Raw genomic sequence first — 23642 nt, 5'->3', positions numbered from 1 at the left:
AGAGGCGCCGGCCTGGAGTGCCTACGCGGTGGATTTGCGGAGGTTGCTCAACGTGGTGATCGAGGAATGTGGAGCTGAGCGTCTTGAGGTCAGTGAGTTGCTGGTCAGCCAACCGCTCCCTGACCGGTACTGGAGGCTTCGCAACGGGATGCAGGCCAACCCGACGGAGGCGATAGATCTCGCTGAGCGGATGGCGGCTGGGTTCGGACCGTACTGCCGACTGATCACACCGGGGCGGCTTTGCGTCGAGTCGGGATGGGATGGGGCGATCCATCTCTCAATGGATCCAGCGGTAGCCAATTCGCTTACCGGGCTTGCTGGCGACAACCTGTCTCTTGAGTGGCGCGCCTCGGAACCGGATCCCGAGGAGGGGCCAAGACTTGTCGATGACGTCGTGAATGACGAGTTTTGGAGCTCGGTTCGAGCGGCGACCGATGGGCTAGTGCTCTTGCGCGAGCGCTGGGCGCACGGTGCCTACGGCTGCCGATGGTTCCGGGTGACTGCGGGGAATCTAGCTGAGGTGGCGCAGGCTGCACGTCCTCGCTCGCTCCTCTGCGTTGTAGCAAACCCGGACCTGCGGCTCGACGCGGGGCTATTGGAAGAAGATTTCACTGCGTTCGAAGCCCCGCTTACGCCTGGCCAGCTCATTTACCACGCCCACCCAGGGGGGGCCGATAGCCTCGCCGAAGTAACGGACAGGGGATCGTCGTTCATGCTGGCGGATGGGGTCTTGGTTGGGTGGTGCGCCGTGGTGCCGGATTCAGACGGCATAGTCAGAGCGGCATGGGAGAGACCTGGCGAGGGGTGAGGGGCGTGGCGGGGGCTATCTCAAGGAATACCCGATTCGTGATGGAAGTGGTCGGTGATTCCGCCTCGGAGGGTGGCGTCTCGTCGCCTTCCGAGGCCGCCGGTAGGGTCACAGTCGGGGATTTCTCAGAATCATTCCCGATGGACCTGAGCTTCTGGACGGTGGGTGACTACTCTCGGAGTTGGGAGAGAGCCCTGAGGGAGCTTGAGGCGAGCAAGAAATCGACCTCGTGCCTCATCTCTTCGATCACGGACCCAGAGACCGCTACCTTCATCTTCTGCTGGCCTATTTACCGAGAAGGGGAAGATGTCCACGTGCAAAACTCGATCATCTTCCTGGACGGCCTCGAAGAACAGTTCAATCCGCAAGAGCCTTGGCGATATGTGGAGGCTCGGAGTTTGGTTGACGAGGACGGGAACCAAATTTCTGAGTGGTCGACGACCACCTCTCAGGTGCGGCGGTTCCGCGAGTCCATCGGGGACCAGTAGCTCACGTACACACGCAAATCTGGAGCCCCGCCAGGCACTGCCTGGCGGGGCTCCAGCACGGCGTGACGGCAGTAGTTGACGGCAACGTCAGCGGACGGCGGCTCCAGCGAAGGGCGGTTCGTCATCGCTGTCGGGCTTGCCGGTGATCTTGACGGGGTCGCGGAGTGCGTGGCCGAGGAGGTCGATGGCGTCGCGTTGGAGGCGGAGCCGCACGTGGGCGTACACGGTGGCGGTGACGCCGATGTGGGCGTGCCCCAGCAGCTCCTTGATCACGACGAGTTCCACTCCTTGTTCGAGGAGGAGGGTCGCGGTCGAGTGGCGGAGGTCATGGAACCGGATGCGGCGGAGCCTGGCCCGGCGGAGCAGGGTGTTGAAGTGCCGGGTGAGGGTGGATCCTTCGATCGGGGCGCCGTTGGGACGGGTGAAAACGTAGCCGCTGTCCTTCCAGTCCGTACCCGCCGTCTCGCGTTTCTGGAGATGCCGGTTGCGGTGCTGTTGGAGGGAGCGCAGGCACGGCGTAGGCAGGGCGATGCGCCGTTCGGAGCTCTTGGTCTTGGTCGGGAGGGCGGTCAGGCCGCTGGAGTTGGTGCGTTGCAGTGTGCGGCGGATGCTGGCGGTTCCGCCGGCCAGGTCGAGATCTTCCCAGCGCAGGCCGAGAAGTTCGCCCTTCCGGAGCCCGGTGTACAGAGCGAGTTCGAACAGCGTCTGCAACCGGTGACCGCTGGTGGCGGTCAGGAAGTTGCGTGCTTCGTCGGCGGTGAGGGGTTCGAAGCGGCGAGGCCGGGGCGTGCCGGTACGGACGTTACGGGCGACGTTGCGCGGGATCTCCTCCTCGCGCACGGCGTGCTCCAGGGCGGACTTGAGGACGGAGTGCACGTAGGCCAGGGTCAGGGGTGAGAGCCGCTTGGAGCAGCACCTTCCAGCGGCGCAGCAGAGGGGTCGGTCACGGGCGGCGTCGAGGCCGCGGGTGCAGCACTGGCAGGTGGTGCGGAGCTGGTTGAGCCAAGTGCGGACGTCCTTGGCGGTGAGCTTGGCGAGCTTCTTCCGTCCGAGGCCGGGGATCAGGTAGAGCCGGGCGACGGTGGTGTAGCGGGTGTGGGTGTTCTCGCGGAGCTGGTGGACGGCGACAGCGTCGAGCCAGTACGTCAGGTACGTGGCCAGGCTGCCCTGCGCGGACGGAATGGGGACTCCGCGATTGCTGTTGGCGATCTTCTCGGTGAGCTTGGCCAGGGCCTCCTTCCTGGTGGTGCCGTAGACGCGGATGCGCTTGCGGGTGTTGCCGGGGGCCAGGACGTATCCGGCGGCCTCCCAGCGGCTGTCCTTGCGCTGGTAGACGGTTCCGTCGCCGTTGCGGCGGACGCGGCGGGATGTGGGGGTGTCGCGGGGCGTGGTCATCAGGCGGCGTCCTGTTCGAGGCGGGTGCGGATGAAGTCGGTGAGCGCGTGGGTGGGGATGCGGCGGGCGCGGCCGAGGGTGATCGAGGCGAGCTGTCCGGTGCGGAGCAGGTCGTAGACGGCGGAGCGGCCGAGCTGGAGGCGGTCCATGACTTGGGGGACCGTCAGCAACTCCGGTGCCGGGTCCGCAGGGTGGAGGACGGTGGGCAGGGGCGAGGCCATCAGCAGCCCCCTTCGGCCGCGAACTGCCGTTCCAGTTCCTTGCGGTGCCAGGTGCCGGCGGCGAGGAGGGCAGCGCCGGGGCTGTAGCCCGAGCCGAGGTAGTCCCAGCGGCCGACGACGAGCGTGGTGTCCGGGTCGAGGTCCGGCAGGCCGGCGTGGGCGCGGGCCTGTTCGGTGCGCCAGGAGCGGCGGGCTTCGCGCAGCGCGCCGAGGGTGGTGGAGTAGTTACGGGATTTGGTGGAGAAATGGCCGCGGAAGCCGAGCATGTGGGCCCACTTCCACAACTTGAGGTCGGCGAACTCCGGCAGTCGGCCGAGCTCCCAGCAGGTGCGGATCATCTGCCGTACGTGGCGGGCGACGGCGAGGCGGGGCAGGGGCCGGGCCTGTCCGGTGCCGTCGCAGGTAGTGCACGGGAGCGGGGTGCCGTGAGGCAGGAGGGTGGTGCCGCGTCCCTGGCAGGGGCGGCAGAACAGGGCGCGGTCGAGGGTGCCGGAGGCGTCGGCGGACTTGGTGGCGTACTTGGCCACGTAGGCGGCCACGGCCTGGTCGGTGAGTTCGCTGTCGGTGTCGAAGGCGGCGATCTCGCGTACGTCGAGCTGTTGGCCCCAGGTGAGTTCGCGTTCCCCGATCGCGTCCGAGGTGACGGAGATGCGGGCGCGTGGTGCGGCGGCGCGGATGGCGTCGGTGAGCACGGCGACGGTGGCGTCCGACGGCGGAGGCTGGGTGCTGCCGTCGGAGCCGTCGAGCCGGATCACGGCGTGGAAGTGGACCAGGCCACGCTTCTGGTACTCGGCGACCTTGGCGAAGGACACCCGCAACACCGCGCGGGCAGCCTTCTGCGTCAGGCCGAGCCGGGCGGCGAGCTCCCGGCGCAGGTAGATGGTGAAGCGGGCCCACAAGGCCCCGGCGTGGGCGTTGAACAAGACCGCGCCCGCGTATTCGTACGTCGCCGGATTGAGCGGTGCGCCGAGCAGCGGGTCAGCGGGTTCGTGGCGGGTGCCGCAGCGGCAGGGCCGGGCATCGGGGCGGTTGTGGACGGGGCCGAAGGAGGGTGCGGTGAGGGTGACGAAGACGCGGGGGTGGGTGCGGTCTTGCCGCCGGAGAGGCCGGCGCGGATGAGGCGGTAGGTGTCGGCGGCGTAGAGGCGGGAGCAGGCCGGGCAACGGGAGGAGCGGCGGTTGCCGCACGTGGTGAGCAGGCTGCCCGTCGGCTCGTCGGAGGAGGTATAGGCACGAAGGGCTTCGCCGGTCGTGGTGTCGACGGTGGTGGTCTGTCCGGTCAGGCGGATGGGTTCGGCGCAGCCGCCGAGGCGTTCGATCTGCTGCTGTGCGCGGTCGAAGTCGGGGTGGTTGACGAGGTGGAGCAGGTCCCGTACGGCGGGGCTTGCCACGTGGCGCAGGTCCAGGGTGACCATTCGGGGCGTGTCCCTTCTGTTCGGGTGGGTGGCCCCGAGCAGCAACCAGCCGGATCTGTAGGCGTGTTGGTGCTGCTCGGGGCATGGCGAACCAGGCCCAGGGGCGGGCGTGGGTTCAGCGAGGGGGATGTGGCCGGCGGGGCCGGTGCTCAGAGCTGAGCGAGTGCGGTGGTGGCCACCGGCAGGGCGATGCCCATGCGTGTGCCCAGGTGGGCGGCAGTGATCGGAGTTCCGTGCTCGGCGCGGTGGGTGTCCGCGATGCGCCGGGCCGCGTCCAGCAGGGCGGCAGGCAGGGCCGGGCCGGAAGCGGGTCGGCCCGTCGTGGTGACGGCGACCGGCGGGGCGGCGGCCGGAGCGGGCTCCAGCTCCTCGATCAGGGAGGCGGCGATCTGCGGGCGGGCGTCGGGGGTGCCGATTCGGGTGATGGTGCGACGTCGGGCACCGGCTCGGTGGCAAGGGCGGCGGCGGTGGCCTCCAGGTGCGGGTTGGGGCGGGTGTGGGTGTGGAACTGGGCGAGGAAGGCGGGGCCGACGTGGCCCCAGCCGAGCAGCAGGAGCGGGGCGACGGTGTCCAGGCAGGCCCGTCCGTAGCGTCCGGTCAGCAGCGGTTCGGCGGCGTTCAGCGCGAGGGTGAGCAGGCCGCACAGGTGCAGCAGCCGGGTACCGGCCTTCAACTCCGCCTTGGGGACGCCGCGCAGGGCCAGGAACCGCAGGGCGACCAGGAGCCCGACGACGGACAGGTCCACCATGGGCGCGATCAGCGGCGCGATCGGGCGGGGGACACCGAGCCGCAGGGCGAGTGCCCAGACGTTGCCGAAGGAGAAGACGAAGGCCAGGGCCGCGATGACCGCCATGACCACGCTCACGGTGCGCCGGGTGAACCGTTCCTCCGCCATGATCTCAACCTCCTTTCCAGTGTGGGCTTTCGGAGCTACTTGGTGAGCGACGGAAGGGGTGCCGTGGTCCGGCCGGTCGAGGCGAGGAAGGCGTCCAGGCACAGGTCCGGATCGGCGGTCAGATGCGAAGTGGCTTCGGCGACGCGGGCCGCGTCGGCGTCGGAGACGTAGGGGGTGCGGATGCGGGTGTAGCCGGGGCGGCCCTGCATCGCCATCACCGCGACGCCGACGTAGGCGGGGTCCTGCAAGGTCACCGGGCTGGCATCAGGCCAGTTGCGGATGTCGTCACCCAACGCGGCCACAGCGGCTTCCACGGTCTTCTGCGCGAAGGACAGCCCGATGGGGCACACGTCACGGATGAAGGTCGGGATGGCATCGCCGGTGGTCTTCTGGCTGATCAGGATCACCAGGACGCCGACGCTGCGGCCCTTCTTGACCAGGTCCTCCACCAGCCGGGCGTTCTCCGCCGTCAGCGCGCCAAGGCGTTTCGTCGTCGGGTCGCTGCCCTTGTACTCGCGGAAGAACGTGTGCGCCTCATCAATGATCAGGACCGTGAGCGGCCACTCCGGAGAAGGACCGACGTGCCACATGTTCTTCACGCCCAGCACGTCACGGATGGTTGCTGAGCGCCGCTTGCGCAGCTCCACCAGGCGCTTGAACAGCGCGTTGGCTTCATCGAGGTCGTCTCCGCAGAAGGCGAACATCCGCTTGACGAGGTCGGCGTAGTCGCCCTCCGAGGCCCGCGACACCTTGCCGTCCGCCGTCACGATCTGCACGGACGCAGAGGGCGCGAAGTCGCAGACAAACTTGTTGACCCCCGAGGTCTTGCCCGCACCGGGGACGCCGGCCACGGTCACCCCGGGCACGTTGGCCAGGGACACGCACACCTGGGCGGCGTACTCATCGATGCCCAGCTCCCAGCGCGTCAGGTCCACGGGCGGGAGGCCGGAGGGCCGGTGCGTGGTCGGCGTGGTCAGCGGGTCGGAGCGCACGCCCCGGATCACCACCCTGCCGGGGCCGTCCGGCAGGACGGACACCCGCGTGCACCGCCAGGCGTCCGCCAGGAACCGCGCCGACTTCTGGTACTCCTCCACGCCGACCTGCGGCAGCGTTTTGGCTCGCACGATCACGCCGAACCGGTCCGGCTTCACCTTGATCTTCGGCGTCAGGACTCGGGGCGCGGGGGCGGGGCTGTCCTTCTGCGCGGTGATCTGGGCGAGCAGGCCCGGGGTCTTGTCGGTGACCGTCAGCCCGGCCATCCGCGCGAGCCGTACCCAGCCCCACCGCACCCGCACGGCCTGCCACATGCTGACCCGCGTGCCCCGGTCGGCCCGCACGTAGCGCACCACCGTCACCAGCAGCCACACACTGACCAGCACCGCTGCTACCAGCAGTATGTCCGGCGCGTATCCCGTCATGGCTTCCACGTTCATGCCCCCTCTTCGCGTATCAGCCGGAGTATGTGGCCCAGGTTCAGACGGGCCGCGTGCTCCAGGCTCAGGCCGAGCAGATCGAGCACCGCAGACGAGGCGGAGAACGTGGCCTTGCCCTCGGTCCCCGGCAGGAGCCGAAGCGGGTGCAACTCCCGCTCCGGCGCGGGGTTTTCGAAGCGGATCACTGGGCCGCCTCCACCGTCACCAGCTCCAGGCGGGAGGCCCGGTAGGCGACGCCGTCGGAGAGCTGCCCGTTGAAGATCCGCGCCCACGGGGTCGCGAACAGCTCCACCGGCCGCACCATCGCACCCGGCCTCAGCCCGGCGGCCAGGCCCGTCTCCGGGACGGTGATCTTCAGGACCTCGGCCCGGCCGTCCTCCATGAGCATCACGGTCACCGTGTACAGCGACGCACCGGTCTCCCGGTCGGTGGCGACCTCCCCGGTCTGCTGGTCCTTGATCTTCAGCACCGGCTCGGTGCCCGCGATGCACACCGCAGACGGCAGCAGAGCAACACGAATACGGGTCATAGCCATGCCATCACATCCTCGTTCGATGGAGCCGCTTGATCGACTCGCCATGAGCATAAGGAGATGATCGCATAACTTGCAAGCCCGATGAAGTTGTGACAGCGATGAGGTGGGTGGGCGGTCAGGCGGGAAGCACGGTGATCTGCCTGTAGCGGCCTACCGGGCAGGCGATACCTTGGGGTCATGACCCTGCCCTTGGACGAGGACTCCCGACCGCCGTATCTCCAGGCCGCTGCCGCCCTGCGGGACGCGATCCTGACCGGCGAGTTCACATCGGGCGAGCGCCTGCCCTCGGCCAACGTGCTCGGCGAGCGATTCGGCGTCTCCAGCTCCACCGTTCAAAACGCCCTGCGGGTCCTCAAGCAGGAAGGGCTGGTCCACTCCCAACTCGGCCGGGGCAGCTTCGTGAGCGCGACGGCCAACACGAGCGATGCCCCGGACACCCCAGCGGACGCGGACGACGAAGAGCCGGGCCCGGACTGGCCGGCCGATCTCATCCGCAACGACGACGGTCGTCCGCCCTACGTCCAGGTGGCCGACTTCCTCCGCCGCGACATCACAGAAGGCACCTACCCTCCGGGCTCCCAGCTCCCGCCCGCCCGTGAGATCCAGGAGCGATTCCAAGTCGCCAACTCCACCGCGCAGAACGCCTACCGAAGCCTCAAGCAAGAAGGGCTCGTGTACTCGGTCAAGGGCCGCGGTGTCTTCGTCCGCCAAACCCCGGAGCCGGGCAAGCACCACGGGCCGATCACGAACTACCTGCTACGCGAGGAGATCGCCCGCGAGGCCCGCGCAGCCGCCGCCGACTTCGCCGACCTCACCGATGACGAACTCCTGGCACGGGAAGCGGAACTCGACCAGCAATGGGCCACGATCCGTGAAGAACACCAGCGGATCTTCAACGAGCGCCGGAAGATCAAACGCGAGACGAGCCGACGTGGCCTCTTCCTGCCACCACTCCATGACGACGACGCCGACTCGGACGCATCGCCGCGCGAGAAACTCGAAGCCGCACTGGCCGAATCGAAGAAGCGCCGACAGCAGCGCCCCTGACGGTCGGCCTGACACCCTGGTCAGATGCGGCGACAGGGGCGACAGGGTGAGCTGTTCAGAGTTTCTTTACTTGATCAAGGCGGCCCGCTGACGCGGCCCGCGCGCGTCCGGCCCCTCGGGGCCGCCGCCCGCTCCTGTCTCCGCCCCGCTTGGCGACGACCCCGCCGGTCCGGGCGCGCAACAGCCAGCACTGCGAACCATCCTGGGGCCCTGCCCCAGACCCCGGCCCTCTCTCTGAGGGGCAGGGGGCAGACTTGCGGGTGCGGCTTCGTCGTGGTGTGGGGTCGCGGGTCGCGGGAGGGGGTCCCTCGCCGCCCGGTCACCGGAGGCGTACCAGGAACCCCCGGGGGCCGCCAAGGCCGAGCGCACGCGTCACGGGGTGAGCCTTGGCGGCCCCCGGGGAACCCTGGCACGGCGAAGCTGCCCGACCGACGAGGGACCCCCTCCCGCTCAGGCCCCGATTCTGCCGGTGCTCCGGCTCGCCACGTGGTGGGGCACTCCTGTGGGTGGGCGTGTGCCGGATCGCCCCCGGCTGATGTGCCGACCGGGCGTACCGTGGAGTGGGAGGTGGTGAGTTGATGACTACGGAGCTGGCCGACAACGTCCGCAGGTACCGGCGTCGCGCGGGGATGAGCCAGGAGGAACTGGCCCACGCCGCAGGCGTATCGCCGGGCACGGTACGCAAGGCCGAGCAGGGCGGCACTCTCCGCATGGAGACCCTGCACACGCTCGCCCGCGCGCTGGGGGTGACCACCGCCGCGTTGATGGCGTCCGATGCCCCGGAGCCCGTTGGGCGGACCGAGGAGCCGAACCGCGTCAACCTGATCCAGCTCCGCGCCGCCCTCACCCCGGCCGTCGGACTCGTGGACCAGGACGCCGAAGCCGTGGCCGAGGAACCGAACCTGCGCACCTTCCGGCGGACGCTGCAAGACGCACGGGTGCTGTACTTCTCCGACAGCTACAAGAGCGTCGCGGCCCAACTGCCCGGCCTGCTGCGCGATGCCGCACAAGCCGTCGCCTACTACGACAGCGGGGACGAGCACCGGCAGGCCCTGCTGGCCCGCGCCGAGGCGCTGCGTCTGGCGGGCACCTACCTCACCCAGGTACGGCAGTACGACATCGCGTACGCCGCTGTGCGCGGCGCCATCATGGATGCCCGTCAGGCCGGAGACATGCTTGCGGCGGGCTCCGGTGTCGGCTGCATGTGCTGGCTGCTGGTGAGACAGGGAAGGCTGGACGAGGCGGAACAGGTCGCCGCCCGGAGCATGGACGCGGTGGAGCCGAAGATCACCGGGGCCGAGCCGGACCACTACGCGGTGTGGGGCGGCCTGGCGATGGAGGCCGCCGCCGCAGCCGCGAGGAACAACCGTCCCGACGAGGCGAAGGCGTACCGTCAGGCCGCCCGGGTCGCGGCAACCGCGATCGGGACAGCGCATCGCAATGTCTCCCGGCACTGGTCCGTCTTCGGGCCGGTCACCGTCGCGGTCAAGGCACTCGAAGACTCCCTGGTCATCGGCGACGCCCGCACCGTGGTGCGCAAGGCAGGCGAGCAGGAGGAGTTGTCGCCCAAGGCGTGGAAGCGCCTGGGCAGGCCCAGCACCAACGACGGGAACCGCTTCACCCTCGACGTGGCGCGCGCCCACACTCGAACGGGAGACCTGTCCGCCGCCATGGACGAGTTGACTCGTGCCAAGGAAGCCGCCCCGCAGTGGCTGCGGCACCAGAACAGTGCCGCCGAGACCATGCAGGAGATCCTGAGCAAGCGTAAGCGCACCCTTACGACGGAGATGCGCGAAATGGCCGACTACCTGGGCGTTGTTGGGTAGCTGCCACGCAGCATGGCAGTTCGTGAACCGATAGTCGCGAACTGTCATGGCTCCCAGCTGGGGTGACGATCAGTCGGTACTTACGGTCAGTGCGTCCACTATCAGTGACCCAGGCCGGGGGTGCCCAGTGAGCCAGCCCAGGAGCGATGCCGACCGCATGCGTCGCAGAGAGCTGTACGACGCCGCGTCGGGCGGGGGAGGTCCCCGCTTACTGCCGTGGACCAGCCCGGAAGGGAAGCCCTGCTACCTGAGCACCGACGGTCGGGGCTACCTCTCCACCCTCGCCGACAGCATCGAGACGGTGCAGCTCGGCATGGGCCAGGAACTGCTGGAGTATGCCCGAGAGGCCACGGCTCCCGGAGCGTCAAGTTCGTCGGCCACCGAATACCGGTGGCTGGCCTGCCGGTTGACCGAGGCCCTGGCGGACGCGCTCCGAGTAGCCGACTCGCGCGGGCAGCGCCTCCCGGACCCGGAAGAGGAAGAGGTGGACGAGGGTGCCTGACTCTGCGCACACCGATGCACCGGTCCGCGACTTCGCACGGGGGCGCTACCGATTTCGCGAGTACCACGTGGCCACCGTCCCCGATCCTCTGGCTCTGCCGGCCTTCACGGCGCTATGCGTCACCGGAGAGGAACACAACTGCGGTGCCGCATCCGGCACCCTGCACACCCAGGACGAACTGACCCGCTGGATCGCCGGACACTGCGCCCAGACCGGCCACGAGCACTACGAGCAGACCGTCCGCGCCCTACTCCGTGCCGAGCCCGGAGCGTGGCAGTAAAGTCCCCCCTGCGCCGATACCGAGCCAGCGGCAGCACCATCGTGCGCCCCGCGCTCCTGACGGCAGTAGCGACGGCAACACCCACGGATTCCCCCGCACAATCACGGACACCAGCGGAACCCGAAATCGCCGCTGATCTGCGAATACGCAGATAGAGAGGGTCCGCGTAGCACACGTACTATGTGCTGGCCGGAAATACGCCGGTACTCGTACACAACTGCGACATTTCGATGGATGAGGCCGTTAAGCGAGGCGTGGCACACGTTGGTGACAGTGCAACGGTAGTGCGGTCTGGCAGTGGCGGAGTTCAGTTCATGAGCGTGACCACTGACGAGGCCGGTAATGCGGTCAGAAAGATTGCACGCTTCGATGTGAACCCCAATAGTGCGCATGTTCAGAAACTGGGACCACACCTGAATCTGGAAACCCAGATCAACGGAAAGACGGTTACTAGTGGCCCACTCAAGGATCCGCACACTGCAATCAATCCATCCACGATCCGGCCCGGCGACTACTGGCCCTAGGCCACTGAAAGAGGAGTAACGTTGAAGGTTTTGCACAGCGATTCGACCGGGGAGTTGGAGCTGTCTGGAACCCGCTCTGAACTACTGGCCTTGGGGCAGGAACTGCGGAGCGGCAGGGGGGAAATTCTCCTTGCGAAGGTTTCAAATCCGTTCCCGTACACCGGATCGTTGTTGCGGATCAAATTTCAGCAAGCGAGTGGGAAGATTGAGATCTCTTCTTCCGGAGATAGTGAATCTCTCGAGATTGAGGGCGGACTGGAGTCCTTCTCTCTCCTTGCCGAGAACATCGAAGGCTTCGCTTTGGAAGCAGATCAGGACGACCACCTCCATGTAGACTACTTTCCAGGGCATGACTATCTGGAGGAGGATTCTGGCTCGTTGGTTATCGCCATCGACAGTGATTCGATCCAGGCATCCTGAAGCGGCTGTGTGCAACTAATCCAGAAGTGAAGTGGTCGATTCTTCATATGTTACCCAGCGGTCCCATCAGATCTTTTCTGGTGGGACCGCTGCGGTGTTGTAATAGTTGACGGAAATGTCGGCGGCCGAGGTTGCACAGGCGAAGGATTTCGCCGCCCTCAGTCCGGTCTGCGTCGCCGAAGGGTATGAAGGGGCAGGCAACTCAGTGAGCTTCTTCAGAGTTGCAGCTCCAGGGTGAGGGCGGCCTTGGCGATTGACGTCATGCGGTTGGGGCTGCACCGGGATCTGCGGAAGATCCGCCAGGGTTTTAGGCGTGCGACGTCGCGTTCGACGGGTGCCAGTGCCGCGGCCAAGGCATGGTTCCGGGTCTTCCCGGTGGGGTGGGTTCCCGCCGCGGTCCGCGTTTGATGCCGGTGGTCAGCCAGGGGCCGGCGCCCTGGTGGGCGGGATCGGCCGCGATGGGAACGCCTTGGCGCTCGCAGACTCGGATGATCCGGTGGGTGCGGGCGGCGGTCAGGTCGTGGGTGCGGCCCGGCAGGGCGGGCGAGAGCCACAGCGGCCGGCCGCCGGGGTCGGTGACGACCTGCACGTTCACGCCGTGGCGCCGGTGTCTGTGGGAGTGGTCGGCCCGGCCGTCGCCGACCCGGTCGCACTCGGCGAGGGCCCCGTCGAGCAGGACGAAGCCGGGATCATGCTCGCGCGGCGTTTTCAGTAGACCCGGAGCACGTGCGGCGGGCAGGTCGGCGACCGTGCTGGTGTACGCGTGGGCGGTGTACCGCTGGTCCCGAACCCGGCGGTGATCTCAGCCGAAGTGATGTGCTCGCGCAGGTACACCAGTGCCACTACCGCTCGCTGGGACGGACGCAGCTTGCGGCGCCGGTCCGCTCCCACGGGTGACGATCAGCATGGTGACCCACTCCACGAGTGCGTGCGGCAGGTCGATTGCGGCAGGATGGGTCACCAACGAGGCCCCCGAGCAGTGTGATTGAGACGTCGGACATCTGATCAACTGTCCGGGGCCTCGCTCGTTGCGCTTCACGGACCGTCACCCGATCGGTGGCCACATCGAAGAAGCTCAATGAAGTCGACGGCGTCGCGCCAGAGGTGGAGCCGGACGCGGATGTAGCGCTGGAACTGGTCCCGGCGCGCCAGCGCGCCGGGACCTGCCCGCGAGGCCTTCGGGCTACGCGCTGTGCTCCGTCAGGGCCCCGTCCTTCTCCGCGTACAGGGTGCCGGTCCGCGGGCACTCCCACAGGCCCGGCTCGCCCTCGCGCTCCACGAGCTTCACGCCCGCGTGGCCGACCCAGCCGACCCGGCGGGCCGGGACGCCGACGACCAGGGCGAAGTCGGGGACGTCCTTGGTGACCACGGCGCCGGCCGCGACCATGGCCCAGCGGCCGATCCGGACCGGGGCGACGGCGACCGAGCGGGCGCCCAGGGAGGCGCCCTCGGCGATCTTCACGCCCACGGCCTCCCAGTCGCCGCCGCGCTTCTGCTTGCCGTCGGGGTCGACCGAGCGCGGGTTGTGGTCGTTGGTGAGGACCACCGACGGGCCGATGAAGACTCCGTCCGCGAGTTCGGCGGGCTCGTACACGAGCGCGTAGTTCTGGATCTTCACGTTGTCGCCGATCCGGACGCCCGTGCCGACGTAGGCGCCGCGTCCCACCACACAGCCCTCGCCGAGCCGGGCGCCCTCGCGGATCTGGGCGAGCTCCCAGACACTGCTCCCGGCGCCGATCTCGGCGGTCTCGTCGACCTGGGCGGTGGGCTGGACTCTGTAGTTCACTGAACGTCTGCCTTTCGGAGTAGGGCCTCGCGCGGCGAGCCTACGACCTGGTGCGACACACGTTCGCCCGAGGCATCCGGCAGCGGCCCGGTTTGACCGGCTGCGGGCAGCCCCGTAATCTTGCCCATCGGCGTGTTTCCTATGCGCGCCTTCCCCTGAGCACATTCCTCCTGGTGGCTCCGTCCGCCGGGAGAGGCCGCTCGTCCATTCGGATCATTCCGGGCCCCGGTCCGGGTGAGTGGCTGGCATCAGGGGTTCCGTTCCGAGCGAGAGAGAGATCCGCGTGTACGCCATCGTGCGCAGCGGTGGCCGCCAGCACAAGGTTGCTGTCGGTGACATCGTCGAGGTTGACAAGATTTCCACCGCCAAGGTGGGCGACACGGTCGAGCTCTCGACCCTGCTCGTGGTCGACGGCGACGCCGTGACCAGCGACCCGTGGGTGCTGGCCGGCATCAAGGTCCAGGCCGAGGTCGTGGACCACCACAAGGGCGCGAAGATCGACATCCTTCGCTACAAGAACAAGACCGGCTACCGCCGTCGCCAGGGTCACCGCCAGCAGTACACGGCGATCAAGGTCACCGGTATCCCCGCGGCTGCGAAGTAAGGGACTGAGGAGACATGGCACACAAGAAGGGCGCATCGTCCACCCGGAACGGGCGCGATTCCAATGCTCAGCGGCTCGGCGTGAAGCGCTTCGGCGGTCAGGCCGTCAACGCCGGTGAGATCCTGGTCCGCCAGCGCGGCACCCACTTCCACCCGGGCACGGGCGTCGGCCGTGGCGGCGACGACACGCTGTTCGCGCTCGCCGCGGGTGCGGTCGAGTTCGGCACGCACCGTGGCCGCAAGGTCGTGAACATCGTTCCGATCGCCGGCTGACACCCCGGCGCTCGTCGAGCGGTTCCTGCGGAGGCGGACCTCACTTCCCGTTACGGGAAGCGGGTCCGCCTTTCGCGTGTTCCTCCGATGAGGAACGCCGTCCCCCGGCGGTCACGCACGCGCGGAGGGGCGGCACGAGTGAGACATTTCTGTACGGATGTAACTGGAGGTTCCACCCATGACCACCTTCGTGGACCGCGTCGAACTGCATGTCGCCGCGGGTAACGGAGGCCACGGCTGTGCCTCCGTACACCGCGAGAAGTTCAAGCCGCTCGGCGGCCCGGACGGCGGCAACGGCGGCCGCGGCGGCGATGTGACCCTGGTCGTCGACCAGGCGGTCACCACGCTCCTCGACTACCACCACCACCCCCACCGCAAGGCCACCAACGGCCAGCCCGGCGCGGGCGACCACCGCTCCGGCAAGGACGGCCAGGACCTGGTCCTGACCGTTCCCGACGGCACGGTCGTGCTCGACCGGAACGGCGAGGTCCTCGCCGACCTGGTCGGCCAGGGCACCACGTTCGTCGCGGGCCAGGGCGGCCGGGGCGGCCTCGGCAACGCCGCGCTGGCCTCCGCCCGGCGCAAGGCCCCCGGCTTCGCGCTGCTCGGCGAGCCCGGCGAGGCCCGGGACATCGTCCTGGAGCTGAAGACCGTCGCCGACGTCGCGCTGGTCGGCTACCCGAGCGCGGGCAAGTCCTCGCTGATCTCGGTCCTCTCCGCGGCCAAGCCGAAGATCGCCGACTACCCCTTCACCACCCTCGTCCCGAACCTCGGCGTGGTCACCGCGGGCAGCACGGTCTACACCGTCGCCGACGTCCCCGGTCTTATCCCGGGCGCCAGCCAGGGCCGGGGCCTCGGCCTGGAGTTCCTGCGCCACGTCGAGCGCTGCTCGGTCCTGGTGCACGTGCTGGACACCGCGACGCTGGAGTCCGACCGCGACCCGGTCTCCGACCTCGACATCATCGAGGAGGAGCTGAAGCAGTACGGCGGCCTGGAGGACCGGCCCCGCATCGTCGTCCTCAACAAGATCGACATCCCGGACGGCCAGGACCTCGCCGACATGATCCGCCCGGACCTGGAGGAGCGCGGCTACCGCGTCTTCGAGGTCTCCGCGGTCGCCCGTACCGGCCTGAAGGAGCTCTCCTACGCGCTCGCCGGGATCGTCGCCGAGGCGCGCGCGGCCAAGCCGGTCGAGGTGGCGACCCGGATCGTCATCCGCCCGAAGGCCGTCGACGACGCGGGCTTCACCGTCACGCAGGAGGAGGACGGCCTCTACCGGGTGCGCGGCGAGAAGCCGGAGCGCTGGGTGCGCCAGACCGACTTCAGCAACGACGAGGCCGTCGGCTACCTTGCCGACCGGCTCAACCGCCTCGGGGTCGAGGACGCGCTGCTGAAGGCCGGGGCCCGGTCCGGCGACGGCGTCGCGATCGGCTCCGAGGACAACGCGGTCGTTTTCGACTGGGAGCCGTCGATGGCCGCCGGCGCGGAGATGCTCGGCCGCCGCGGCGAGGACCACCGCTTCGAGGCGCCGCGCCCGGCCGCGCAGCGCCGTCGCGACCGCGAGGCGGAGCGCGACGAGGCGCAGCGGGACTACGACGACTTCAACCCGTTCTGATCCGGACACGTCGTTCCGGCCGCCCGGGATGCGTCCCGAGGACTCCGCACGGGTCCCGGGCGGCCGGTGGGAACGGTTCCTTTGTCACACGTCCGAGGGAACCAAACCTGCTCAGGGGTGATTCATGGCGCTCAGTCGTGTGGCGTCGATCACCTGTCAGGGAGGCGTGGATTCCGGTATTCGCCCTGATGGCAAGGGAACGAAAGGTGTCGAGGGGGCGTGCGACGGCCATCGTCCACCTTGCGAGACGGTAACGGAGAGTGCAACCATCGCTGTATCTCCCAGCCTCGCAAGGTAGGTCGTCTGTGTCTGCTCAGCACATAGCCAAAGCCCGAACCACAGCAGTCGTGCTCGCCGGGGGCACCGGCCAGCGCGTGGGTCTGTCCATTCCCAAGCAGCTGCTGAAGATCGCTGGCAAGGCCGTCATCGAGCACACGCTGTCGATCTTCCAGCAGGCCGACTCCATCGACGACATCATCGTGCTGATGGCGCCGGGATACGTGCCCGACGTGGAGAGGATCGTCGCCAAGGCCGGCCTCACCAAGGTCGTCAAGGTGATCGAGGGCGGTTCGACCCGCAACGAGACCACCGAGCGCGCCATCGAGGCCCTCGGCGAGGGCCTGGCCGAGGGCGAGGACCGCAATGTCCTCTTCCACGACGCCGTGCGCCCGCTGCTCTCGGAGCGCGTCATCCAGGACTGCGTCGACGCCCTCGACCGCTACCAGGCGGTCGACGTCGCCATCCCGTCCGCGGACACGATCATCGTGACCCGTACCCACGGTGACGACGGCGAGTTCATCACCGACGTACCGGACCGCTCCCGGCTGCGCCGGGGCCAGACGCCGCAGGCGTTCAAGCTGTCCACGATCCGCCGGGCCTACGAGGTCGCCGCGGGCGACCCGAACTTCCAGGCGACCGACGACTGCTCGGTCGTCCTGAAGTACCTCCCCGACGTGCCGATCTACGTCGTGGCCGGCGACGAGTACAACATGAAGGTCACGCAGCCGGTCGACGTCTTCATCGCGGACAAGCTGTTCCAGCTGGCCTCCACGGCGGCCCCGCAGCCCGCCGACGACGCCGCCTACCGCGAGCTGCTCACCGGCAGGACCTTGGTCGTCTTCGGCGGTTCGTACGGCATCGGCGCGGACATCGCGGCGCTCGCCGAGTCCTACGGCGCCACGGTCTACGCCCTGGGCCGCTCCACCACCGGTACGCACGTGGAGAACCCGGTCCACATCGACGAGGCGCTCTCCAAGGCGTACTCCGAGACCGGCCGGGTCGACTACGTCATCAACACCGCCGGGGTGCTCCGCATCGGCAAGCTCGCCGAGACCGACAGCGCGACCATCCAGGAAGCGCTCAACGTCAACTACCTGGCCCCCGTGCAGATCGCCCGCGCCTCGTACAAGTACCTCGCCGAGACCAAGGGCCAGCTGCTGCTCTACACCTCCAGCAGCTACACCCGGGGCCGCGCCGAGTACAGCCTCTACTCCTCGACCAAGGCCGCCATGGTGAACCTCACCCAGGCGCTCTCGGACGAGTGGGCGGGCGACGGCGTGCGGGTGAACTGCGTGAACCCCGAGCGCACCGCCACCCCGATGCGCACCAAGGCGTTCGGCCAGGAGCCGGCGGGCACGCTGCTCTCCTCCGAGGCGGTCGCCAGGACCTCGCTCGACGTCCTGCTCTCCGAGCTGACCGGCCATGTCATCGACGTGCGTCAGCAGGACCCGACCAAGGGGGCGTCCGAGGCGTCCGGCTTCGAGCAGGCCCTTGCCGCGGTCCTCGACCGTCAGGCCGATGTGTAATAATTCTGGATAATCGACTATTCGGACCCCTGTTGTCGCTTCGTTGCGAACCGCAGGGGTCCGAATTCGTGAAGCTCTGCCTTCACAATCCCCTCGTAACGTAAAGCAAGTCGGCACCCTCGGGAGCGGTACTTCGTGATTTCGAAAGCCATGCGCTTGGCTCGGGTGGGCAGCGGCTCGGAGCTGGCCGCAGCGCTCCTGATGGCTGTGGGGTTCCCGTGCATAATGCTCGCGGCAATAATCCCCAACCTCTGGTTCTTCGCCGCGGCCGCCGCGGCCACTTATCTCGCGGACCGCTACCTGCACCATCGCGGGAGCTACCTGATCAACCGGCTCACCGCTGTCCGGGCCGGGATCTCGATCCGCTTCCTGGTCCGACAGCTGCTGCTGATCCTCCTGCTGTCCCGCATGGGACTCGGTGAGGAGACGCTGTTCTACGTGACGGTTGCCTGCCTGCTGGCGTTCTACGGGCTCCAGGCGCCGCAGAGCGCGATGGTCACCCTGATCCGGCTGCGCCGGAAGCTGCCGGTGGTCACTCTCAACGTGGACCTGGAGCGGCTGCGCGTTCCCGACGCCCCGCCGTCGCTGCTGATGAACCGCCCCGCCGAGAAGATGCTCCACCTGGACGTCTTCGCCGTCATCGGCGTGCTGATCGCGATCGAGACGGGGGTGGACGGCATCGCCTACGCGGGCTTCGCCGTCACGCTCCTCGCGGCCCTCGGGTACCTGCTGCTGCTCCTGCCGTACATCGGCCGGAAGCGGCGCGTGCCGTCCGCGGACCAGACGCTGGCCGCGGTGGGCACCTGGCTCACCGAGTACCAGCCGACCGTGGTGCTGTACTTCTCCGGCTCCAAGGAGTCCGCCTACCAGGCCAACATGTGGCTGGAGACGATGGCTCAGCTCGGCGGCCGGCCGATGATCCTGCTGCGTGAGCGCAACATCCTGCCGCAGCTCGCCAGCACCTCGGTGCCGGTGCTCTGCGTGCCCGGTGGCGTGCACCTGATGAACCTGGACCTCTTGTCGGTGCGGGTCGCGCTCTACGCGGCCAACGTCGGCAAGAACATCCACCTGCTCCGGGTGCCGACGATGAAGCACGTATTCATCGGCCACGGCGACAGCGACAAGCTCGCCAGCGTCAACCCGTTCAGCAAGGTCTACGACGAGGTGTGGACCGCGGGCCGGGCCGGCCGCGACCGCTACGCGCTGGCCGACGTCGGAGTGCGCGACGAGGACATCGTGGAGGTGGGCCGTCCGCAGCTGGCCACCATCCAGACGTGGTCCGGTACGCAGAGGAACCCGATCCCGACCGTGCTGTACGCCCCCACCTGGGAGGGCTGGGACGACAACCCGGGCAACACCTCCCTGCTGCTGGCCGGCGAGAACATCGTCCGGCGGCTGCTGGAGGCCGAGCGGCCGGTCCGGCTGCTCTACAAGCCGCACCCCTTCACCGGCACCCGCAGCGCCAAGGCCAAGGCCGTCCACCTGCGCATCACCGCGATGATCGAGCGGGCCGCCGCCGAGCGCGCCACCGATTCCCGCTGGGCGGAGCAGGCTGCGGCGCTCAAGGGCGACCAGGCCGCGGCACGGGCCGAGCTGGCCCGTATCGAGGCCCGGCTGGCCGAGCTGGAGGGCGGCGCGAGCACCGCCCGCGACGAGGCGGAGATGTCCCGCGACTCGCTGGCCGACCCGGCGCGCGAGGCCGAGACGGCGCGGCTCAAGGACGAGTGGAACGCGGCGTCCTGGCGTGCGCGGGGCTGGTGGGAGCACCGGGTCATCACCGGTGCCCGGATGCGGCTGTACGACTGCTTCAACGAGTCGGACGCGATGGTCTCGGACATCTCCAGCGTGGTCTCCGACTTCATCGCGAGCGGCAAGCCGTACGCGGTCACCGACTCCGCCGAGCTGGGCGAGGAGGAGTTCCGCCGGCAGAACACGGCGGTCCGTGCCGCCGTGATCCTGTCCAACTCGGCGGCCGAGCTGGACGAGCTGCTCGCCGCGGTGACCGACCCGGCCGGGGACACCCGGGCGGAGGGCCGCCGCGAGCTGAAGAGGTACCTGCTCGGCCCGGACGAGCCCACCTCGATCGTGCAGTTCGACAACGCGGTCAAGGCGCTCTCGGCCAAGTCCGAAGCCCGGAACACCGGCGTCGCCAGGAGCCTCGGGGAGCCCGTGGGCGGCTGAGGGACCAGCCCTTCGCATGACCTGGTCGACCAAGGCCCGGTACAACCCGTAAAAAGGTTGTACCGGGCCTTTGTGATGAGTGTCACCATCTATTCGCGTCACGGAAGACAACCGATGGGGGCGGTCGACTGTCTTCTTTTCATGTGAGCGAGACGCGAATTCCAGACGTAACTGTGATCGTCGGTGCATATGAGGCAATGCCTTACCTCGTTCGTTGTCTCGAATCGGTGGAGGCACAGACGATCGGGGCCGATCGGATTGAAATCGTCGCGGTCGACGACGGTTCCACGGATGGCACCGGCGAGTACCTGGAAGAATTCGCGGCGCGATCGAAGGTGCCGACCCGAGTGATTCGGCAGGAGAATTCCGGCGGCCCCAGCGGACCCCGCAACGTGGGGATCGGCATGGCCCGTGGCCGCTACGTCTTCTTCCTGGACGCGGACGACTATTTCGGCGAGGAGGCGCTCGCCCGCATGGTGGCCATGGCGGACCGGGCCGGAACCGACGTGGTGCTCGGCAAGGTCGTCGGCGTGAACAGGGGGGCGCCGAAGTCGATGTGGGGCGCCACCGAGGAGCGCGTCGACGTCTACGACTCCAAGGTCATCTACACCCTGAGCGCGCAGAAGCTCTTCCGCCGCGAACTCCTGGAGCGGCTTTCCCTGCGGTTCGACGAGAGCCTCAGGACCGGCGAGGACGCCCTCTTCACGATGGAGGCGTATCTGCGGGGCAACGGAATCTCGGTGATCGCCGATTACGTCTGCTATTACCTGGTGGGCCGTGACGACGGTAAGCACGTCACGAAGAGCGGCACTTATGTGTGGCGCTTCGATTCCATGCGCGCCATGATGGAGCTCATTCACCGGATTGAACCGGCCGGGCCGAAGCGCGACTACCTGATGGTGCGGCCCTTCACGGTCGGCATGCTCCAGCAGTTCGGCCCGGTCGTGCTGCGGGATTCCGAAGAGGTCCGCCGGCACAAGATGGAACTCGCGCGTCCGCTGATGGACGCGTACTGGCACGAGGGCGTGGCCCGGCTGATCAAGATTCCGGAGCGGTTGCGGCTCGCCTGCGTGGCGTACGGCAGCGTGGATCTGCTCGTCGAGGTGGTGCAGTACGTCCGGGCGAAGAAGGTGCCGGATCTGGTCCGTTCGTCGGACGGCCGGACGGTCCATCTGGCCTACCCGCGCTTCCGCGACCGGGCGGCGGCGCTGCCCGACGTGATGTACGAGGTCACCGTGCCCGACTGGCGCGACGGCAAGCGGGTCAAGCGGCCGGTGAGGGCAGCGGTGGCGGCACCATCACCGGCCGCCCGCCGGGCCTCGCTTTCGCGGCGGGTGGCGCGCCGTGTGAGGCGTGACGCGAGGCGCTGGAAGAAGCGCCTGAATGTGGGGTAATGGGCGCTTGTAAAGGCTGTGCGTTTCCGGGTGGTGGGAACGATGAATTCCCCGTATACCGGGCCTCAACTCCGTAAAGTCGGCAGAGACGTCGCGGACGCGGCGGGACCGACAGATCACCTTGGGGACTGGTCAAGTGAAGGCTCTCGTACTGTCCGGAGGGGCCGGCACCCGCCTGCGTCCCATTACGCACACCTCGGCCAAGCAGCTGGTGCCGGTGGCGAACAAGCCCGTGCTGTTCTACGGGCTGGAGGCCATCGCGGAGGCCGGGATCACCGAGGTCGGCATCATCGTGGGCGACACGGCCCCGGAGATCCGGGAAGCGGTCGGCGACGGTTCCGCGCTCGGCATCGAGGTCACGTACATCCCGCAGGAGGAGCCGCTCGGACTGGCCCACGCGGTGCTGATCGCCCGCGACTTCCTGGGCGACGACGACTTCGTCATGTATCTGGGCGACAACTTCATCGTCGGCGGGATCACCGGCCTGGTGGAGGAGTTCTGTTCGGACCGGCCGGACGCGCAGATCCTGCTGACGCAGGTGCCCAACCCGACCTCCTTCGGTGTCGCGGAGCTGGACGCCGCGGGCCGGGTGGTGGCGCTGGAGGAGAAGCCGAAGGAGCCCAAGAGCGATCTGGCGCTCGTCGGCGTCTACCTCTTCACCCCCGTGATCCACGAGGCGGTCCGCGCCATCGAGCCGTCCTGGCGCGGCGAGCTGGAGATCACCCACGCCATCCAGTGGCTGATCGACCAGAAGCGCGACGTGCGCTCCACCACGATCCACGGGTACTGGAAGGACACCGGCAACGTCACCGACATGCTGGAGGTCAACCGGACGGTCCTGGAGACCGTCGAGCCCACCCACGAGCACGCCGAGGTCGACGCGGACAGCGAGATCATCGGCCGGGTGCGGATCGAGCCGGGCGCCCGGGTCAGCGGAAGCCGGATCGTCGGCCCCGCGATCATCGGTGCCGGTTCGGTGATCAGCGGCGCCTATGTCGGCCCCTTCACCTCGGTCTCGGAGAACGTCCGCATCGAGGACAGCGAGATCGAGTACTCCATCGTCCTGCGGGGCGCCTCCATCGTCGGTGTCCGCCGCGTCGAGGCGTCGCTCATCGGCCATGACGTCGAAGTGACCCCCGCCCCCCGTTCCCCGTCCGCCCACCGACTCGTGCTCGGCGACCACAGCAAGGTGCAGATCTCCTCATGACCACGAACATCCTGGTGACCGGCGGTGCCGGCTTCATCGGCTCGCACTACGTCCGTACGGTGCTCGGCCCCGAGGGCCCCGGGGACGTCGCGGTCACCGTGCTCGACAAGCTCACCTACGCGGGAAATCCGGCCAACCTCGACGAGGTGCGCGAGCATCCGGGCTTCCGGTTCGTCCAGGGCGACATCTGCGACGCCGGGCTGGTCGCCAAGCTGATGGCCGAGCACGACCAGGTGGTGCACTTCGCCGCCGAGTCGCACGTGGACCGCTCCATCGACGGGGGCGCCGAGTTCGTCCGCACCAACGTCGTGGGCACGCACACCCTGATCCACGCCGCGCACCTGGCGGGCATCAGGACCTTCGTGCACATCTCCACCGACGAGGTGTACGGCTCGATCGACAAGGGCTCCTGGCCCGAGACCCACCCGCTGGCTCCGAACTCGCCGTACTCCGCGGCCAAGGCGTCCAGCGACCTGATCGCGCTCTCCTACCACCGCACCCACGGCCTCGACGTGCGGGTGACCCGCTGCTCCAACAACTACGGGCACCACCACTTCCCCGAGAAGGTCATCCCGCTCTTCGTCACCAACCTGCTGGACGGGAAGACGGTCCCGCTCTACGGCGACGGCGCCAACGTCCGCGACTGGCTGCACATCGACGACCACGTCCAGGGCATCGAGCTGGTCCGCACCAGGGGCCGGGCCGGCGAGGTCTACAACATCGGCGGCGGCACCGAGCTCTCCAACAAGGAGCTCACCCAGCTGCTGCTGGACGCCTGCGGCGCCGACTGGGACACCAGCGTCACCTACGTCGAGGACCGCAAGGGCCACGACCGCCGCTACTCGGTCGACTGCACCAAGATCCGCGCGGAGCTGGGCTACGAGCCCCGCAAGGACTTCCGCACCGGCCTCGCCGAGACGGTCCAGTGGTACCGCGACAACCGCGCCTGGTGGGAGCCGCTGAAGGAGAGGGCCGCCCTGTGAGCGCCGT

Annotated in this window: 23 protein-coding genes and 2 pseudogenes; 16 read left to right on the top strand and 9 right to left on the bottom strand. The window is 68.5% G+C overall.

What is annotated here, in order from left to right:
• Positions 1-52 precede the first annotated feature (52 nt).
• Together ACIQGQ_RS05535 and ACIQGQ_RS05530 are read left to right on the top strand one after the other, a co-directional pair.
• Complete coding sequence (locus tag ACIQGQ_RS05535) at positions 53-808, top strand: hypothetical protein (RefSeq protein ID WP_402390991.1); 756 nt, start codon at positions 53-55, stop codon at positions 806-808.
• A 41-nt stretch (positions 809-849) separates the two neighbouring features.
• Complete coding sequence (locus ACIQGQ_RS05530) at positions 850-1296, top strand: hypothetical protein (RefSeq protein WP_402391973.1); 447 nt, start codon at positions 850-852, stop codon at positions 1294-1296.
• 87 nt (positions 1297-1383) lie between these two features.
• Here the strand turns inward: ACIQGQ_RS05530 and ACIQGQ_RS05525 are convergent, their stop codons facing one another.
• From ACIQGQ_RS05525 to ACIQGQ_RS05495, 7 genes and pseudogenes are all read right to left on the bottom strand, one after another.
• The gene (locus ACIQGQ_RS05525; protein WP_402390989.1) at positions 1384-2691 is read right to left on the bottom strand and encodes a tyrosine-type recombinase/integrase; all 1308 of its coding nucleotides are present in this window, start codon (positions 2689-2691) and stop codon (positions 1384-1386) included.
• Complete coding sequence (locus tag ACIQGQ_RS05520; RefSeq protein ID WP_402390986.1) at positions 2691-2912, bottom strand: helix-turn-helix domain-containing protein; 222 nt, start codon at positions 2910-2912, stop codon at positions 2691-2693. Before ACIQGQ_RS05520 ends, ACIQGQ_RS05525 begins: the two co-directional genes overlap by 1 nt.
• A pseudogene (locus ACIQGQ_RS05515) lies at positions 2912-4326 on the bottom strand (replication initiator). Before ACIQGQ_RS05515 ends, ACIQGQ_RS05520 begins: the two are co-directional and overlap by 1 nt.
• A gap of 373 nt (positions 4327-4699) precedes the next feature.
• Positions 4700-5221, bottom strand: coding sequence for a DUF2637 domain-containing protein (locus ACIQGQ_RS05510; protein ID WP_402390984.1), 522 nt, complete (start codon positions 5219-5221; stop codon positions 4700-4702).
• A 35-nt stretch (positions 5222-5256) separates the two neighbouring features.
• The gene (locus ACIQGQ_RS05505; RefSeq protein WP_402390981.1) at positions 5257-6654 is read right to left on the bottom strand and encodes a cell division protein FtsK; all 1398 of its coding nucleotides are present in this window, start codon (positions 6652-6654) and stop codon (positions 5257-5259) included.
• Positions 6651-6839, bottom strand: a complete 189-nt coding sequence (locus ACIQGQ_RS05500) for a hypothetical protein (RefSeq protein ID WP_402390979.1) — start codon at positions 6837-6839, stop codon at positions 6651-6653. The genes ACIQGQ_RS05505 and ACIQGQ_RS05500 overlap by 4 nt, the downstream gene beginning before the upstream one ends.
• The gene (locus tag ACIQGQ_RS05495; RefSeq protein ID WP_402390976.1) at positions 6836-7189 is read right to left on the bottom strand and encodes a hypothetical protein; all 354 of its coding nucleotides are present in this window, start codon (positions 7187-7189) and stop codon (positions 6836-6838) included. The genes ACIQGQ_RS05500 and ACIQGQ_RS05495 overlap by 4 nt, the downstream gene beginning before the upstream one ends.
• A 177-nt stretch (positions 7190-7366) precedes the next feature.
• On the opposite strand from ACIQGQ_RS05495, the gene ACIQGQ_RS05490 reads away from it, so the two are divergent.
• From ACIQGQ_RS05490 to ACIQGQ_RS05465, 6 genes are all read left to right on the top strand, one after another.
• Positions 7367-8236, top strand: a complete 870-nt coding sequence (locus tag ACIQGQ_RS05490) for a GntR family transcriptional regulator (protein ID WP_402390974.1) — start codon at positions 7367-7369, stop codon at positions 8234-8236.
• Between the two features lie 578 nt (positions 8237-8814).
• Positions 8815-10062 carry a helix-turn-helix domain-containing protein gene (locus ACIQGQ_RS05485; protein ID WP_402390971.1) on the top strand — a complete coding sequence of 416 codons (1248 nt, stop codon included), beginning with the start codon at positions 8815-8817 and terminating at the stop codon, positions 10060-10062.
• Between the two features lie 157 nt (positions 10063-10219).
• Entirely contained in the window at positions 10220-10564 is a 345-nt protein-coding gene (locus tag ACIQGQ_RS05480; RefSeq protein WP_257849026.1) for a hypothetical protein, read from the top strand.
• Entirely contained in the window at positions 10557-10844 is a 288-nt protein-coding gene (locus ACIQGQ_RS05475; RefSeq protein ID WP_402390969.1) for a hypothetical protein, read from the top strand. The genes ACIQGQ_RS05480 and ACIQGQ_RS05475 overlap by 8 nt, the downstream gene beginning before the upstream one ends.
• Positions 10845-11158: 314 nt before the next feature.
• Positions 11159-11368, top strand: coding sequence for a hypothetical protein (locus ACIQGQ_RS05470; RefSeq protein ID WP_402390967.1), 210 nt, complete (start codon positions 11159-11161; stop codon positions 11366-11368).
• A gap of 21 nt (positions 11369-11389) precedes the next feature.
• On the top strand, positions 11390-11788 hold the full coding sequence (locus tag ACIQGQ_RS05465) for a hypothetical protein (RefSeq protein ID WP_402390965.1): 399 nt from the start codon (positions 11390-11392) through the stop codon (positions 11786-11788).
• A gap of 215 nt (positions 11789-12003) precedes the next feature.
• Here the strand turns inward: ACIQGQ_RS05465 and ACIQGQ_RS05460 are convergent.
• Positions 12004-12752 (bottom strand): annotated as a pseudogene (locus ACIQGQ_RS05460) (transposase family protein).
• 219 nt (positions 12753-12971) lie between these two features.
• Positions 12972-13574, bottom strand: a complete 603-nt coding sequence (locus ACIQGQ_RS05455; RefSeq protein WP_402390962.1) for an acyltransferase — start codon at positions 13572-13574, stop codon at positions 12972-12974.
• Positions 13575-13857: 283 nt separating this feature from the next.
• Between ACIQGQ_RS05455 and rplU the strand changes: the two genes are divergently transcribed.
• The 8 genes from rplU to rfbB all read left to right on the top strand — a co-directional run bounded on the left by rplU (position 13858) and on the right by rfbB (position 23635).
• Entirely contained in the window at positions 13858-14178 is a 321-nt protein-coding gene (rplU, locus tag ACIQGQ_RS05450) for a 50S ribosomal protein L21 (protein ID WP_042812502.1), read from the top strand.
• 14 nt (positions 14179-14192) lie between these two features.
• Complete coding sequence (gene rpmA / locus ACIQGQ_RS05445; protein WP_018103204.1) at positions 14193-14450, top strand: 50S ribosomal protein L27; 258 nt, start codon at positions 14193-14195, stop codon at positions 14448-14450.
• Between the two features lie 178 nt (positions 14451-14628).
• Positions 14629-16065: a GTPase ObgE gene (gene obgE, locus ACIQGQ_RS05440; protein WP_402390959.1), complete on the top strand. Its 1437-nt coding sequence runs from the start codon at positions 14629-14631 to the stop codon at positions 16063-16065.
• A 305-nt stretch (positions 16066-16370) separates the two neighbouring features.
• Positions 16371-17870 (top strand): D-ribitol-5-phosphate cytidylyltransferase, encoded by a 1500-nt coding sequence (locus tag ACIQGQ_RS05435; protein WP_402390956.1) that lies wholly within the window; start codon positions 16371-16373, stop codon positions 17868-17870.
• Positions 17871-18005: 135 nt separating this feature from the next.
• On the top strand, positions 18006-20051 hold the full coding sequence (locus tag ACIQGQ_RS05430) for a hypothetical protein (protein WP_402390953.1): 2046 nt from the start codon (positions 18006-18008) through the stop codon (positions 20049-20051).
• A gap of 143 nt (positions 20052-20194) precedes the next feature.
• The gene (locus ACIQGQ_RS05425) at positions 20195-21445 is read left to right on the top strand and encodes a glycosyltransferase family 2 protein (protein WP_402390951.1); all 1251 of its coding nucleotides are present in this window, start codon (positions 20195-20197) and stop codon (positions 21443-21445) included.
• A gap of 136 nt (positions 21446-21581) precedes the next feature.
• Positions 21582-22652: a glucose-1-phosphate thymidylyltransferase gene (locus tag ACIQGQ_RS05420; RefSeq protein ID WP_402390948.1), complete on the top strand. Its 1071-nt coding sequence runs from the start codon at positions 21582-21584 to the stop codon at positions 22650-22652.
• The gene (gene rfbB / locus ACIQGQ_RS05415) at positions 22649-23635 is read left to right on the top strand and encodes a dTDP-glucose 4,6-dehydratase (RefSeq protein ID WP_402390945.1); all 987 of its coding nucleotides are present in this window, start codon (positions 22649-22651) and stop codon (positions 23633-23635) included. The genes ACIQGQ_RS05420 and rfbB overlap by 4 nt, the downstream gene beginning before the upstream one ends.
• Positions 23636-23642 lie beyond the last annotated feature (7 nt).

Source organism: Streptomyces sp. NPDC092952, from assembly GCF_044754785.1.
Taxonomy (GTDB): Bacteria; Actinomycetota; Actinomycetes; order Streptomycetales; family Streptomycetaceae; genus Streptomyces.
Note: the sequence above shows the minus strand (reverse complement) of the source record. Positions and strands in the feature narration are given on the sequence as shown.